This is a genomic window from Micromonospora sp. NPDC023966, from assembly GCF_040639095.1.
Classification (GTDB): domain Bacteria; phylum Actinomycetota; class Actinomycetes; order Mycobacteriales; family Micromonosporaceae; genus Micromonospora.
Map to the genome: position 1 here is coordinate 26,955 of NZ_JBEZZJ010000003.1, position 15,263 is coordinate 42,217.

General features: G+C 69.0%; 11 protein-coding genes. 1 reads left to right on the forward strand and 10 read right to left on the reverse strand.

Going from position 1 to position 15,263, the window contains the following annotated elements:
• Window positions 1–62 precede the first annotated feature (62 nt).
• From AB0F68_RS06585 to AB0F68_RS06610, 6 genes are all read right to left on the reverse strand, one after another.
• Window positions 63–503: a DUF4190 domain-containing protein gene (locus AB0F68_RS06585; protein WP_357333363.1), complete on the reverse strand. Its 441-nt coding sequence runs from the start codon at window positions 501–503 to the stop codon at window positions 63–65.
• Complete coding sequence (locus tag AB0F68_RS06590; RefSeq protein WP_154226444.1) at window positions 500–904, reverse strand: hypothetical protein; 405 nt, start codon at window positions 902–904, stop codon at window positions 500–502. The genes AB0F68_RS06585 and AB0F68_RS06590 overlap by 4 nt, the downstream gene beginning before the upstream one ends.
• Window positions 901–3,390: an AAA family ATPase gene (locus tag AB0F68_RS06595; RefSeq protein ID WP_357333364.1), complete on the reverse strand. Its 2,490-nt coding sequence runs from the start codon at window positions 3,388–3,390 to the stop codon at window positions 901–903. Before AB0F68_RS06595 ends, AB0F68_RS06590 begins: the two co-directional genes overlap by 4 nt.
• Before the next feature lie 431 nt (window positions 3,391–3,821).
• On the reverse strand, window positions 3,822–4,640 hold the full coding sequence (locus AB0F68_RS06600) for an RNase H family protein (RefSeq protein WP_357333365.1): 819 nt from the start codon (window positions 4,638–4,640) through the stop codon (window positions 3,822–3,824).
• A 33-nt stretch (window positions 4,641–4,673) separates the two neighbouring features.
• Window positions 4,674–5,381, reverse strand: a complete 708-nt coding sequence (locus AB0F68_RS06605) for a hypothetical protein (protein WP_357333366.1) — start codon at window positions 5,379–5,381, stop codon at window positions 4,674–4,676.
• A gap of 70 nt (window positions 5,382–5,451) precedes the next feature.
• Window positions 5,452–5,982, reverse strand: coding sequence for a DUF4352 domain-containing protein (locus AB0F68_RS06610; RefSeq protein ID WP_357333367.1), 531 nt, complete (start codon window positions 5,980–5,982; stop codon window positions 5,452–5,454).
• Between the two features lie 378 nt (window positions 5,983–6,360).
• Between AB0F68_RS06610 and AB0F68_RS06615 the strand changes: the two genes are divergently transcribed.
• Window positions 6,361–6,762, forward strand: coding sequence for a hypothetical protein (locus AB0F68_RS06615; protein ID WP_357333368.1), 402 nt, complete (start codon window positions 6,361–6,363; stop codon window positions 6,760–6,762).
• A 368-nt stretch (window positions 6,763–7,130) separates the two neighbouring features.
• Here AB0F68_RS06615 and AB0F68_RS06620 read toward each other — a convergent pair whose 3' ends face one another.
• The 4 genes from AB0F68_RS06620 to AB0F68_RS06635 all read right to left on the reverse strand — a co-directional run bounded on the left by AB0F68_RS06620 (window position 7,131) and on the right by AB0F68_RS06635 (window position 15,211).
• Window positions 7,131–8,672, reverse strand: coding sequence for a protein kinase (locus AB0F68_RS06620; RefSeq protein ID WP_357333369.1), 1,542 nt, complete (start codon window positions 8,670–8,672; stop codon window positions 7,131–7,133).
• A 163-nt stretch (window positions 8,673–8,835) separates the two neighbouring features.
• Entirely contained in the window at window positions 8,836–12,009 is a 3,174-nt protein-coding gene (locus AB0F68_RS06625; protein WP_357333370.1) for a type I restriction endonuclease, read from the reverse strand.
• Entirely contained in the window at window positions 12,006–13,226 is a 1,221-nt protein-coding gene (locus AB0F68_RS06630; protein ID WP_357333371.1) for a hypothetical protein, read from the reverse strand. Before AB0F68_RS06630 ends, AB0F68_RS06625 begins: the two co-directional genes overlap by 4 nt.
• The gene (locus tag AB0F68_RS06635) at window positions 13,223–15,211 is read right to left on the reverse strand and encodes a class I SAM-dependent DNA methyltransferase (protein ID WP_357333372.1); all 1,989 of its coding nucleotides are present in this window, start codon (window positions 15,209–15,211) and stop codon (window positions 13,223–13,225) included. The genes AB0F68_RS06630 and AB0F68_RS06635 overlap by 4 nt, the downstream gene beginning before the upstream one ends.
• Window positions 15,212–15,263 lie beyond the last annotated feature (52 nt).

A 15,263-nucleotide genomic window follows, 5' to 3' on the forward strand; every position in this document is an offset into this window, starting at 1 on the left:
GTAGGCGCCTGTTCCCGGGCCGCAGTGCCGGCCGCGTGTCACACCTGTTGTTCCGCCCCGGTTCAGGGTGTCGGGGTGGCGGCGCTCAGGACGCTGCCGAAGAAGACCATGACGGTGAAGAGGATCATGGGACCGACGAAGACGTAGCCCAGGACGAGGCCGGCGACCGCCATGCCGTGCCCCGACCGCATGCCGTGGCGGGTCTCCCGCAGGGCCAGGTGGCCGAGGATGACGGCCAGTACGCAGGGAAGGCCGAACAGGCACCAGCCGCCGAGTACGCCGAGGATCCCGAGCACCAGCGAGGCCGTCGCCATGCCGGAGGTCAAGATGGGCTGGACGCTGAGCCGCTGCACGCCCGGCGGGTAGCCACCGCCCTGGTAGGGCATGGCCGGGAGCGGCGCGTAAGCGCCGGTGGGCGCGGAAACCGGGGGATAGGGCCCCAGGACGGCGGGCAGCGGCGGCTGCGGGCGGGTGGGGTCGAGGCCGGGCTGCGGGTATGTCATCGGTGCGGTTCCGTTCTTCCGTCGAGGTGGGTGAGCAGGGCGCTCACCTCGGTGTGCAGGCGACGCAGCTCGGCGGCCGTCGGCGCCAGCTCGTAGCAGTGGTGGTGGGCGGCGGCCGACAGGGCCGCCCACGTGAAGGCGACCCGTCGGGCGACGGCGGGGCCGGGCCCGAACCGGCCGCGCAGCATCAGCTGCTTCGCCCGGCCCTGCCGGCACGCCGCCACCACCGGGCGGGTCCGCCGCCAGTAGGCGTCGATGCCGCCTTCGAGGGCGAGCCGGATCAGGCAGGCGCACGCCCGCGGCCACCAGCCGGCGGTCACCGCGGCCGCGCCGAGCGGGCCGGTGCCGCGCAGCATCTGGTCGGCCGCCGCCAGGCAGTGCCGGGGCGTCGGCGCGGTCACGACCGGACCTCAGCGCCGTTGCGGGGTCCGGGCACGGCAGCGTCGGGAACCCGCAGCGCCGCCGCGAGGTAGCGGGCGTCCGCGACCAGGACGGGCAGGTCGAACAGGTACGCCCCGTGCACGCCCTCCCGGCATGCCTTGTACGCGCCCACTACCCGCGACCCGTGCCGGCGACTCAGATAGCCGAGCACGTCACCGCCCCGGTCGGCGTCGTCGAACAGCGCCAGCGCGACGGTGGTGGTCAGCCTGCGGGACGCGGCCACGACGGCCGCCTCGATGTCGTCGTGCGGCACACCCCGGGCAACCCGCCGCCGCCACACGATCCGGTGGCAGGCCGCCTCGATCGCCGAGCGGCACAATTCCGCCACCACCGGCCCGCGCACCTCGGACGCGATCTCCTCGGTGCGGGCCAGCGCGTAGGCGTCGTCGAGGTAGCGGGTGACCGGGTCGGAGCCGGGCCGCAGGGTGACCACCGACCGCTCCGCGCGGGTCACCTCCACGATGCGGGACTGACCGAGGTCGAGGCGGGCGAGGGCGTCGGGCAGCCGGGTGTCGTGGGTGAAGACGACCACCTGCCGCTGCTCGGCCAGCTCGGCGAGCACCCGGGCCAGCCCGTCGACCTTGGCCGGGTCCATGCTCTGCACCGGGTCGTCGACCACGATGAACCGGAACGGGCTCTCCGGCGCGCAGCCGCGCGGCAGGAACGTCGCCAACCCGAGGGCGTGCATCTCACCCTGGCTCATCACCCCGAGCGCGGTGCCGTTGTCCGCGCCGTCCACGCTGACCGGGATCACCACCCGCCGTCGGGTGTTCATGCCGGCGAGGGTCATCGCGCCCAGCTCGACGTTGCTCTCCTGCCGCAGCTGCGCCCAGATCCGCTGCGAGTGCTCCGCGAACGGCGCCACCCGCTGGTTGCGCAGCTCCGCCCCGGTCTCCTTCAGCCACGCCCGCGCCGCCTTCACCCGCGCGAGGGCGCCTTCCCGCTCCGGCAGCGTCGCCGCCGACGCGATCCAGGCCCGCAGGGCAGCGGCCGCCGCCTGCCAGCCGGTGTCGCGCTGGCGGAGCAGACCCTTCGCGTATGCCTGGGCGGCCTGCGCGGCCGCGAGGACCGCCGGGTACCGGGCGGTTAGGTGGTCGGCCAGTTCCTCCGGCCCGCCCGGCGCGAGCCGCAGCGCCGTCACCGCCGTGTGTAGCTCGTCGACCGGCACCCCGTCGGCGGCGCCGGTCGGCACGTCCAGGTCGTCGATCAGGTAGTGCGCCCGCTGCAGCAGCGCGGTCAGCCGGGAAGCGGCGGCCTGGGCGGCGAGGGTCCGGTCGCGCAGCTCCGCCAGGGACGCGGCGGCGCTGGTCCGCCAGTCGCCGTCGAGGCGGCCCGTCGCGCAGACCGGGCAGGGCCCGTCACCCTGGTCGTCGTGGTGCTCGACGGCCAGCCGGAGCAGCTCGGCGCTGCGCAGCGACGCCCGCGACCGGCCGCCGTCGTGCCGGCGGGCCTCCGCGCCGGCCTCCCGCAGCTGCCCGGCGAGGCGGGTCACCTCGTCGGCGTCGGGCAGCTGCATCGCCGCCAGCCGCCGGCACAGCCGCACCGACTCGTCGTCGGTCGGCTCGTCCGGCTCGTCGAGGATCGCGGTCAGTGCCGCCAGGTCGGCCGCGCCCCGGGTGCGCAGCAGCGCGGCGGCCCGCCGGGCCCGGTCGTCGTCGATCCCGGCCAGGGTGTCGGTCAGGGCGGCGCGCTGTCCGCGTACCTCCTTGATGGTGGCGTCGACGGGGCGCGCGGCGGCCATCAGACGGCGATCGGCGTCGGTGATCGCCTCCAGGCCGAGGATCGCGGAGATGGCGTCGAAGAGCTGGCTCTGGGTGCCGGCGGTGAGCCGGCCCAGCTCGGCGGCGGTGAGGAACGGCCGGTACAGCTCCAGCGGCCGGGCCAACCCCAGCTCGGCGAGGTCCTGGTGGGTGCCGCGGGCGCTGGTGACCGCCACCTCGGCGTCGCCCAGCTCTGCCTCCGCCGGCCAGGAACGGACCACCCGAGTGGGCGTGGCCACCCCGTCGGCCCGCAGCTCGACGGCGATCCGGCACGGGTCGCCGGCGTGCAGGTTGCGCCACCCGGTACGCCACACGCTGTTGCGATCCGCCCAACGGGCGCTGTCCCCGGTCAGGGTCAGCTCCACCGCCTCGGCGAAGCTGGACTTGCCGGAGCCGTTGCGACCCACCACCACGGTCAGCCCCGGGGCGGGCTCGATGGCGAGGGTGCGCTCGGGGCCGACGCCGCGGAAACCGGCGACGGTGACCGAGGAGAGCCAGATCCGCTCCCGCGGCTCGTCCGCCGTCGGACGCTGCGGCTCGAGGGCGGTCGGCGCGCCGGCGAGCGCCGCGTCCAGGTCGGCCTCGCCGCTGAGTGCGGCGAGGACCACCTCGGCGGTGTCATTGGGTACGCGGTCGGCGGCGAGCCGGTCGAAGATCAGCTCGACCAGCGGTTCGGTGTGGTTCATCAGGCGACCTCCGGGGAGGGCAGGGAAGGTGGATGAGTCCGGCTCGGCCGGGTTCGCTGGCGGTGGTGGTGCGACGACGGTGTGCAGTCGCCTTCTCTGGAGTGATCGGCGTTCAGGCCGGCAGTGCAACAGGACAGTCGGGGCCGGTCGACGGCGTGAGCAGGCCGACGACGGCCTGTCGACTACCGCGACGACCCGCCGAGCCGACGGTCGGCGCGGCGCCCGGCACTCCGATCGGCTGGTGCGAGTGGAGTCCCGGACCGGCCCAGATGGCTCGTACAGAGGTCATCGTCTTCTCCTCCAGGCGCGTGGTGTCCGCGGGCCGATGACTCGTCGACCCGCCCGGTGGGTGGTGGGGAAGCTGGTGCGCTGTTGTGCTCTGTCGGCAATGGAGCAGCCGGCGGGCCCGGCGGATCGAGCGGCGGGCCGGGTCAGTGGGGGAGGGCTGTGTGCCAGTCGTGCAGGAAGGCGTCGACCAAGGCGTATGCCCGTGGGCGTACGTCGAAGGTCTCGTCGAGCCGACGGCGGGCCATGTGCGACAGGCCGTCGGCGGCCTCGTTGAGGGCGTGCCCGCTGTGCCCCTTGACATGCTGGAAGGACAGGTCCGGCCGGTGGCTCACCGTCTCGGCGAGCCGGACCAGCGTCGGCCGGTCGGCCCACCGGCGTTGGCGCAGGCTGTAGCCGGCCGGCATCGCCGACACCTCGCCCGCCTGCCACCGGCGCAGCCAGCGCAGGGCGACCATGCTGTCCAACAGCACCGTCATCCCTGCCGGCGCCTCCTCGTACGCCGAGAGCAGGAAGTCGACCGCGCGCAGCTCGTTGATCAGCACCCGGGAGGCGCCGGTCGGATCGAGCCGGCCGGTGCCCCGACCACGCAGGCCGTAGTGGCCGTCGCTGACCACGTACGCGATGCCGCCGGCCCGGCCCTTCAAGCTGGCGTCGGTCGCGGCGACGACCGGCGCGGACGCCGCCGACCAGCGTCCGACCCGGCCGCGACCACGCTCCTGGTCCGGCTGCGGCCGGCAGGCCGTGCCATGCGCGTCGGCGAGCCGCTCGGCGGTGTCCAGGAGCTCGCCGGCCGAATCGAGCTCGTCGTAGTTCGCCGCGGTGAGCGCGAGGGTGACCGCGTCGCCGATCCTCTGGCAGTCCGCGCAGGTGGTGGGGTGGGCGTAGCGGCGCAGGGGGAGAGCGCGGGTGTGCAGGATAGTGGGGAGCAGGTCCAGGGCGCGGAGGAACTGATCGGGACGCACGACGCCTCCTGACGTCTCGGGCGAGGGGAAGAGTCAGAGCACCTTGATCGAGTCGACGAGGAGCAACGGAACCGTTGTCTCGCCGCCGATCTGCGTGTCGTAGCTGAACGAGCCGAGCACCGAGACGTTGGCCCGGAAGATGTCGTCCTCGACGAGGTCCGCCAGGTCCGACTCGGAGCCGGAGAGCATGGTGTTGGTCTCGTAGTCGTACTCGTCGGGCATCCGCCGGTGGGCGACGTCGGCGCGGAACGTGTCGGTGCCGGTCGCCGCGTCGAACTGGGTGACCCTGCCGTAGACGACGTAGTGCTTGCCGAGGTACGCGTCCGGGTTCTTGGCGATCAGCTTCCACTGCCGGGCGCTCAGCGTCTTGTACGACGGCGGCTTTGGCCTCGGCGGCGGCGTGGTCTTCGTAGGCGACGGCACGGCGCTGGTGGGAGCCGCCGTGGTGGGGGCGGCGCTGGTCGGCGCGGCGGTCGTCGGCGCGACCGTGCTCGGGTTCGCGGAGGTCATGGTGGCGGTGGCCGTCATCGGCTCGTCGCTTGTCGCAGCGATGACGGCACCGCCGATGCCGAAGGCGATGACGAGAGCGATGCCGCCGACCGCCAACGGGCGAGCGCTGGAGCGCCGGACGGGAGCGGTGGGAATCGGCATCTCGGCGGGCGTCGCGTCCTCAGGTTGAGCGGCGGGCGGGCGGACGGCGGCCGCTTGGTCGGGCGGCGTCGGGTTGGTGGATTCGGTCATGGCGGCCTCCTCTGTTAACAGGTGCCGGGGAAGGGCGGGGCGGGCGATGCTGCCCGCCCCGCGCGGCGGATCAGGTGAGGGAGACGGTCACGCCGCCGGAGAACGCCGAGTCGTGCAGCTCGAGCTTGGTGAGCTTCACGTTCTTCGGGATGTCGAAGACGAACACGCCGGTCACCTGGTTGCCGGGGTTGATCTCTTCAAAGAAGGTGCTCTGCTCATCGTTGGCGTAGAGGCCGGCCTCGGTGTCCGAGGAGTACTCCGTGCCGTTCCCGGCGAAGGCCTTCTGGCTGCTGCCGTCCAGCGTCTGCGGCTCCTTGCCGATGTTCTTGACGTTGATGGTGATCAGGCAGAACTGGCCCTGGGCCTTGTCGCCGAGCATCGAGCTGCCCACCTTTGCGACGCCACACTTGGACGACTTGACGGTGAACTCGAACTTCCCGTCCCGGGCAGGCTGGCCGATCTTCGCGGTCTTCGGCTTGTCCTCGCCCTTGGCGCCGCCGGCGTCGGCCTTGCTGCTGGTGCCCTCGTCGGTGCTGCCCGCACCGCACCCAAGGGCGACGAGGCCGGTGGCGATCAGGGCCAGAGTGGTGGTCTTGCGCATCGTTTTCCTCCTGCTGTGAACGTGGCGATGTCAATGACAGCAGAACGTGTTAACACTGTCAACACGCATCTTGCTTGAGGGGTGTGACACTCTGCCGAGGCGCGCGAAAACTTGACCAATCACAGCAGCGGAGATCGCCAGGCTCACGGGAGGTGACCGTGCGGGAGCGGGAGCAACTGGCGCAAGCGGTACGCCGACTTCCCCGCCCCGATGGGCGGCACGATGGCCAGCCCGGGAGTTCGACCTGTTGCAGGTCGAGCAGTGCCCCCGCAGTCAAGGCAAGTTTCCCGAGGTGTCCCGAGCCGACCGGCTCTGGCGGCACCTCCCCGCGGCGTAGGAAGCCCTGCCGCGGCGCTCGCCAGCGTCGAGGGGTAGCTGGTGGCCCGGCAACGCGGCGAGCGACGAGCTCGCAGGAAGGTCGACAAGCAACCCGCCGGCCTGCTTCCCGAGGTCGACGCCTTGGTCGACGAGCTGGGTCCGCAGGGCGCCTTCGACGAGCTCTGGCAGAGCTTCTCGCCACCCGGCCCGGGTCGCCCCTTCGCCACCCCCGATGACCTGGCCGACCTGATGGCCCGGCTGGCCAATGTCGGTGGAGGCGCGGTCCTCGATCCGGCTGCCGGCATCGGTGCCACCCTCCGGGCCGCTGCCCGCGCCGGCTGTACCGCCACATACGGCCAGGAACTCGACGGGAACCTCGCCTGGCTCTGGCTCGCGCGACGCGAGGTACCCGGAGAGGTCCGCCCTAGCGACTCACTCCGCGCCGACGCGTCTTCGTGCTGACGACACCCAGATCCCTCAGCAGCAGCAGGAGATCGGACTACCGCAACTCAGCGTGGGCCAGTGGCAAAGCGCGAGAGTCCGCCGTTCCACATGCGACCGGCTGCCCACAAGTACCGTCGTGACGGCGTTTTACGCGAGGAGCCCATGGGGGAGCAGGTTCGGCCGCTCACATGAAAAGCGCGGCCTGCTGGTCGGTGTGGCAACGGTTGCCAACGCCACGCCCACCGAGGCCTACCGCAGCCGTGGTGGCGAGCGGGTTCCAGGCGCAAATGTCGGAGACCACGATCAAGCAGCATTGTCGCACTGCCCGCCTACGGCGTGGGTCCGAGCCTCGCGCTGCTCTACGCGGTGACCAGGCAGAGCGGGAGTCATCCGTTGCCGGCGAGCTTGAGACGGGTCAGGATGTCCCCGATCTCGCGGCTCTCCTCATGGTCCGGCCCGTACACCACGCACAGGTCCTCGTACAGCGGAAGAAGCACCTCGTTGGCCTGCTCAACGTTGCGTTCGGCGAGCAGGAGCATGCCAATGTCGCGGCGTAGTTCCAGGGCCGTGCTGGAGGCATCGCCCTCGACTGCCCGTACGTGTGCTAGAACCTGCCGGAACTGACGCAGCGCCGTGGTGGCCTGACCGAGTCCCGCCCGGCAGTGGGCCGCCTGCCGTAGGCAGGCCATCGCGTCGTCGCTGTTCGGACCCTCAGTACGTGCGAACGCTGCGGCGAGCGAGTCGAACTCCGGCAGCGCGTCACGGAAGTCGCCACCGATGACGAGGATCGCTGCCCGGCGCTGACGAAGCTGCAGGACGCGGGAGTTCTCCAATCCGAGTGCTGCGGCGGCAGGTTCGATGACGTGCTGCAGGGCCTCGGCGGCCTGGGCGTAGCGTTCATCGGCGAGCAGGTCGTTCGAGTGCGCTACTGCGTCGTTGATCGCGTGTCCCAGTGCCGTGGCGGGGACGGCGTCCGGCGCTTGGGACGGAGCGGCTGCGTCGTGGGTGATCCGGGGCGACGGGGCCGTGCGCGGCCGGGGTGAGTTGGGGCGGCGGTACAGAAGCGTCGGGTCCGGGATGCCCGCGGGCAGCTGCTCCGCGGGCGGCGGTGCGGCACCTGGCGGTGGAAGGAAGGGCAGCAGCCGTTCGTAGACGTCGTACGCGTCCCTGGGCCGCTGTTCGGGGCTCTTGGCCGCCAGTTCCAGCACCAACTGTTCCACGGACTCGGGTACGTCCGGGCGCAGCTTGCGCAGGGGCATAGGTACGTCGTAGACGTGCTGCTTCATGAGCTCGAACTCGTTGCCGCCCTGGAACAAGGGCATGCCGACGAGCAGTTCGTGCAGCAGGCAGCCGAGCGCGTACAGGTCGCTCTGGGGGGTGATCTGGGCGCCCTGGATCTGCTCGGGCGGCATGTACCGGTGGGTGCCGAGCGCTTGGCCGGTCGCGGTGAGGCGGGTGATGTCGGTGCGCAGGATGGCGGCGATGCCGAAGTCGAGAACCTTGACGGTCCCGGCATCGGTGATCAGCACGTTGTCGGGCTTAAGGTCGCGGTGCACCACGGGGATGGCATGGGCGTGGGAAAGCACCGTGCAGATCTGGGCGGCCAATGCGGCAGCCCAGGAGACCGGGAGCGGCTGAGCCGGCTTGATGTAGGCCCGCAGGGATGTGCCGCGCACGTACTCCATGACCAGGTAGACCCGGTCGTACGACTGGTCGAGCACCGCATCGTAGACCTGCGGGACGCCATGGTGTTGGATGCGGGCGGTGATGCGTGCCTCGCGACGGAAGCGCTTGGCGAACTCCTCGGCTTCTTCGGCGGAGGAGATGACGTCGGTACGGATCAACTTGACGGCGATTTCCCGGTCGAGAACCGCGTCGTAGCCCCGCCAGACCTGCCCCATGCCGCCGGAGCTGATCTGCTCGACCAACTCGTACCGGTCGGCGATCGGCTCTGGCCGCACTGCTACCCCCAAGTACCTCGCTCAGCACTATTGCGTTGACAGCTTTCCCGCTCGCACGTTGGCAGTCCAGAGCCGCCGGGTCACACCCCAGGCGGACGGAGACCCGGCAGCTCCGGTCGGTGGCGACGCTTCATGCCGCGCCGTCGACCACACCTTCCTGCTGACGGATCATCCGCCAGGCGGCGCTGCGGGCACTGCGGTTGAGGGAGCTGCGGAAGTCCGGCTCGCTGTTGCTGAAGTACTTGTTGCCAAGGTCCGCAACGGTGTCGAAGTGGTCCATCATCTTCTCCTCGAAGACCGGCTCGAAGACGTGCCCGAAGCCGTCCTCGTCGTTGGCGACCGCGGCAAGACGTACCTTCGGGTCGGCCATCGTCTCCTCGAAGGGCTTGATGACGTCCTGATCGGTGAAGTCGGTGCCGTACTTGTCGTTGAACTTGTCGATCAGCTCCGACAGCAGCGACTTCTCCGGGTCCTTCGCGCCGCCGGACCCGTCGCCGAAGCCGGGCAGTTCGGCGGTGCCCTCTGCGGCGAGGCTGACGTCGTGCTCGCCGGTCTTCTCCACCCGCAGGTGGCTCAGGTCGACCTCGCCGATGTCCAGGCCGCCGTCAGCGCCGCGGGGCAGCCGGTTGAGCAGGTGCCGGCCGTAGAGGTAGAGCCGTTCCAATTCAGCGTCGGCGTAGGGGACGATTTGCGACAGGAAGCTGTACTTGCGGACATAGTCGTTGAGGTTGGACCGGAACGCCTCAGCTGTCTCGTGGTCCTCCTCGTCGTCGCTGTCCATCAGCGCCGTGAAACGCTCCACGGCCGGCCCCATGTGCCGGTAGAGCTCGGCGTGCAGCTTCTCCCACTTCGCCGTGTTCCCGGCGGCCTGCTCCTCGGCCGCCAGGTACGCCTCGACGAACTCCTGCATTTCCGCCTCGACGAGCAACGCTGCCTGCATCACTTTGCTCTGCGCCGTGTATAGCAGGTTGGGGTCGGTGGGCAGGGTCTCGGCGTCCTCGTAGTACGGCCGGAACGACTCCTTGATCTCCTCGGCGTCGTTGACGAAGTCCAGCACCGCGAGGTCGGCCTGGCTCTTGCGCTCGGCTGTGCGGTTGAGCCGAGAGAGGGTCTGCACGGCGGCGATGCCGCGCAGCTTCTTGACGACGTACATGGTGGTGAGTAGCGGCTGATCGAAGCCGGTCTGGTACTTCTCGGCGACGACCAGGATCCGGTACTCGGGTTTGCTGCCGGCCTGACCGGTCTTGTCGTCGGCGCGGGTGTAGGCGAACTCCTTCGGCAAAGCGCTCTCCGACAGGCCGCCGTTCTCCTTGACCTCGGTGGTCTCCTCGCCCTCGTAGGTGAGGCTGCCGGAGAAGGCGACCAGCACGCCGGGGTCCGGGTAGCCCTGGTCACCGATGTAGCGCTTGATGGCGCGGGCCATCTGCACGGCGCTGTGCCGGGACGCGGTCACGACCATCGCCTTGGCCCGGCCGCCGAGCCGGCCGAGGGTGTGGGTGCGGAAGTGCTCGACGATGATCTGCGCGTGCTGGGCGACGGTGGAGTCGTGGGTCACCGCGTACCGGGCGAGAAGGGCATTCGCCTTGCTCGGGTCGACCTCCCGCTCGTCGGGGTTCTGGTTGACCAGCTTCCAGTACGTCTCATAGGTGACGTAGTTGCGCAGCGGGTCGAGGATGAACCCCTCGTCGATGGCCTGCCGCATCGAGTAGGTGTGGAACGGGTGGTACTTGCCGTCCTCACCACGGGTGCCGAAGAGCTCCAGCGTTTTCGCCTTCGGTGTGGCGGTGAAGGCGAAGTAGGAGAGGTTCGCCGCCCGCTGCCGCTTCCTGGCGTTGGCGGTGAGCTTCGCTTCGGTGTCGAGTTCGACGGGGGCGGTGGTGGCGCCGGCGTCGTCGGAGTCGGTGTCCAGCCCCAGATCGCGCAGCACCCTTCGTACGGAGGTGGCGGCGTCGCCGGACTGGGAGGAGTGCGCCTCGTCGACGATGATGGCGAACCGGCTGCCCTGGATCTCGGTGGGGTTGCGCTGGAGGTAGTCGACCAGGGCCGGGAAGGTGTGCAGCGTGACCGTGACGATTTTGCCGGTTTCCCGGGACAGCGCCTGGGCGAGCTGCTCGGATTTCGCCCCCTGCTTCTCGTCGATCTTCACGACCAGCCCGGCGGTCTGCTCGAAGCTGCCAACGGTCTCGCGGAGCTGGGCGTCGAGGTTCCGCCGGTCGGTGATGATGACAACCTTGTCGAAGACGGGGGAGCCGGGCCTGAGCCCGGTGGCCACCCCATCCGGGTCGAGGTCGGCGGCCTTCGTGTGGGTGTGCAGCGACGAGAGCCGGTGGGCGAGCCAGGCGATGGTGTTGGACTTGCCGGAGCCGGCCGATGCCATCACCAGGTAGTTATGGCCGGCGCCGTGCCGGGCGGCGTGGGCGGTCAGCCGCTTCACTGCGTGCCACTGGTGATACCGCGGAAAGATCACGGCCTTGCGGGTACGCCCGTCCGCGCCCTTCTCCTTGGTGAGGTGGACGAAGCGCTCCAGCAAATCGAGCCAGTTGTCCCGCTGCCAGATCTCCTCCCACAGGTACGAGGTGGCGTACTTGCCGGCGAGGGTCGGCGGCGGATTGCCCTGCCCGCCGGGCCGGCCGGGCCCGTTGGAGCCAGTGTTGAAGGGCAGGAAGCGGGTCGACTTGCCGCGAAGCTGGGTGGTGACGAAGACCAGGTCCGGGTCGACGGCGAAGTTCGCGACGACCCGCCGAGAAAAGATCAGCTCGGTGGGGTCGCGGTCGGTGCGGTACTGCTGCTTGGCCTGCTCGACGCCCTGCCCGGTGAGCGGATTCTTCAGCTCGGCGGTGGCGACGGGGATGCCGTTGAGGAAGAGCGCCAGGTCGAGCCGGTTGCCCTGGTCGGACTGCTTGGTCGCGTAGGCCAGCTCCTTGACGACCGTGAGCCGGTTGGCGCGGTAATCGTCGAGGATGTTGTCGGACTCTACAAGCGATGGCTTGAAGTACGCGACCCGGAGGCGGACGCCGTGGTCCTTGACACCCTTCCGGAGTACGTCCAGCAGCCCGTCATTGGTAATCGCCTTGTCGAGCTGCTTCGCGAAGCCGGCCTGCGCGGCGTTCTGGTCACCGCCGTAGTAGGTGACCAGATCGTCCCATTCAGCCTGTTGCGTGCCGTCGATGAAGCTGAAGAGTTGCGCGGTGTCCAGGCCGAGGTCGGGCCGGTAGTCGGAGTTGCTGCTTAGCTCCCAGCCGTTGTCGAGGAGCGAGGCGACGATGGCGTCGCCGAACACCGACTCGTGATGAACCGGGCTCATCGCAGCCCCTCCTCAGGTCCTCGGCCGGTGGCAGCCGAGACGTCGAACCGGCCAGTGACGGCGGCCGTGATTAGCGCTTGCCGTCGTTCGGTAATGAGCTTCCGATGCCTTGCAACCCGTGTCCGCAGAGCCTCATGCTTATCGAGCTCTCTCGATGCTCTGGCAGCAAGGGCAGTCTGCTGATCTGGGTCAGGCGTTGGTATAAGCACCCGCTTCAGGTCCCAGATGTTGATGCCCTTGATCGTGGCACCTGTCACCCTCTGTTGGATCTGGTAGACGACGGCCGGGGACTCAAGGACGAGGCGTAGCCAGGTCGGGCTTACGCGGGACCCGATAGATATCCTTGCCGCGTCCTGAGTTAGGTTCGCGCCGGTTAACTCGTCTGGAACGACAGCCACTTCACCCACGCTGCCGCGGATCGCGATGACGAGGTCTCCTCCTTTGAGGCGTGACCGAGCGTAACCTGCCTCGATTTCCCTCGTGGTTTTGTTCAAGCTGGCTGCGGAAAGGCGGTTTGCGGCCACATCCCCGCCCTTCACGATCGGCACGCCATTATCTACATTCGGCCCGGGCAGGACGATGCCGTACATGATCGGGCGAAGTTGATCGGTCAGGTGCATCAATGGAGTCCAGCGCCAACCGCCCAGAGATTCGCCTACACCAGCGCTCTGGCCGTTGAGAAGCGTTCCCAGGATGGCTCGCTCGCGCTCTTGAACGTCTCGGTCGAACTGAGCTAAGTGGCTGCTAAGTCGATCCATGCGGGCGGTCTCGGTGTCGAGAAAGTCGGCGATGCGGCGCTGCTCCTCCAACTCGGGGAGCCACATCCGATACCCGCTAATCAGTTCCCACGAGGTCCGAGGCATCTTCGTCCCGTAGGCCGTGGTGTTCGCCCATTCGATCCACGGCTGCGACAGCGTTAGGTAGAAGAGGAAGCGTCGGTCGACCTTCGGTCCGGGCCTAAGAACAAGAAGTTCGCCCGTTGCACTTCCCTGCGCCACCGGGAGATAGGATTTTGCCAGGTAGGGACGTAGCTTGCTGAAGAGGACATCGCCGTCTCGGTGCAGAACGCTGTCCTCAGCCTCCTTTGTTGGCAGTTCTGTGGCTAGGAGCCTGCCCGTTCGGCTCTCCAGGTCCTCCAAGCCAAGGAAGGGGAGTGGTGAACCGTCTGCCTTCTCAACAGGATTGGTGACGGCAGCCTTGACTCGCACTATAGTCACTCCGTCACCTCGGTGAGCAGTGACTGGATCTCGGCTTCCAGCGCCTTCAACTCGGCGTCGATCTCGGCGAGCGGGCGCGGCGGCTTGTAAACGTAGAAGTGGCGGGTGAAGGGGATCTCGTAGCCGATCTTCGTCTTGCTGTGGTCGATCCAGGCGTCCGGTACGTGCGGCACAACCTCGCGGCTCAGGTACTCATCCACGTCCTCGTTCAGCGGCACGTTCTCGAAGTCGCGCAGCTCGGCGTCCGGTTCGGGCGCGCCCTTGATGAGCTGCACCTCGCCCTCCGGATCACGCACGCCGATCGCGTCCCGTAGCGCCTTCTGGAACGGCGCGCCCGACGGCCAGAGCACGCCGGCCTCAGCCATCGCCGAGCGAACCGCATCCCACGCCGCCCGCTTCGTCGTGCAGACCTGACCGAGCAGCGGCTTCAACGCCGCCGTGAACGCCTCGACGTCCAGCGCCTTCTGGATCGGCTTCGACTCGCGGACCTGGGCCAGGGTCTCGGCGGTGATCTCGAAGCGGAGCTTGAGCGGCCGCTCGACGGTGATCCGGCGGTAGCCGAAGTCGTCGTTGTCGAAGACCTTCACCTTGCCGTGCTGCGGGTGCTCCGGGTCTTGCACGGCGTGCAGCGCGTCACCGTAGAGCCGGGTGATCTCGGCGATCTGCGCGGGCGTCAGATACTTGCGCTTGTCACCCAGCGACTTGCGCATCTTGGCGAAGTGCTCCCGCGCGTCCAGCAGGATCACCTTGCCCTGGTGGTCCGGCGACTTCCGGTTGGTCAGGATCCAGAAGTACGTCGAGATGCCGGTGTTGTAGAAGAGCTGATCCGGAAGGGCGACGATCCCCTCCAACCAGTCGTTCTCGATGATCCACTGCCTGATCCGGGACTCGCCGGACTCGGCTGCGCCGGTAAAGAGGGGCGAGCCGTTGAAGACGATGGCCACCCGGCTGCCGCCCTTGCCGTCGACTACCGGCTTCATCTTCGACAGCATGTGCTGGAGGAAGAGCAGCGAACCGTCGTTGATACGCGGCAGCCCGGCGCCGAACCGGCCGCTGAAACCGAGCGTCTCGTACTCCCGCTCGATCTCGTCCTTGACCTTCTTCCACTCCACGCCGAACGGCGGGTTGGCGAGCAGGTAGTCAAACTGGCCGCCGCGGTGGCCGTCGTCGCTGAACGAGTTGCCGAACTTGATGTTCTCCGGGTCCTGACCCTTGATCATCATGTCGGAACGGCAGATCGCCCAGGACTCCGGGTTCAGCTCCTGACCGAAGACCTGCACCGTGGCCTTCGGATTGTGCTGGGTGATGTGCTCCTCGGCCGCACTCAGCATGCCGCCGGTGCCGCATGCCGGGTCGAGAACGGTGCGCACCACACCGGGAACGGTGAGCGCGTCGTCGTCCGGGGCCAGCAGCAGGTTCACCATCAGCTCGATGACCTCACGCGGGGTGAAGTGCTCACCGGCCGTCTCGTTCGACTGCTCCGAGAAGCGGCGGATCAGCTCCTCGAAGACGTACCCCATCTGGTGGTTGGAGACGACCTCCGGTCGCAGGTCCAGGTCGGCGAAGCGGCCCACCACCTGGTAGAGCAGGTTGGCGTTGTCGAGGCGCTTGACCTGGGCCGCGAAGTCGTACCTGTCCATCACCTCCTGCGCGTTCTCGGAGAACGCGCCGATGTAGGCCAGCAGATTCTTCGCCGCGTACGCGGGGTCGTTGGCGATCGCCTTCAGTGAATATCCGCTGACGTTGTAGAAGCTGTGCCCCGAGGCCTTCCGCAGGAACTTGGAGACGTCGATGTCCTTGTCTTTGAATCGGTCATACGTCTCCAGGACCCTGTCCTTCGTCGGCGCGAGGACGCACTCCAAGCGGCGCAGCACGGTGAAGGGCAGGATCACCTTGCCGTAGTCGGACTGCTTGTAGTCGCCGCGGAGGAGGTCGGCGACCGACCAGGCGTGGTTGGCCAGTTCGGTGTGCTTGCTGGTGCTCAACGGATTCCTTCTGCTGTGCCGTCCGGGCTCCGGACGGGTGGGGGACCGGTAT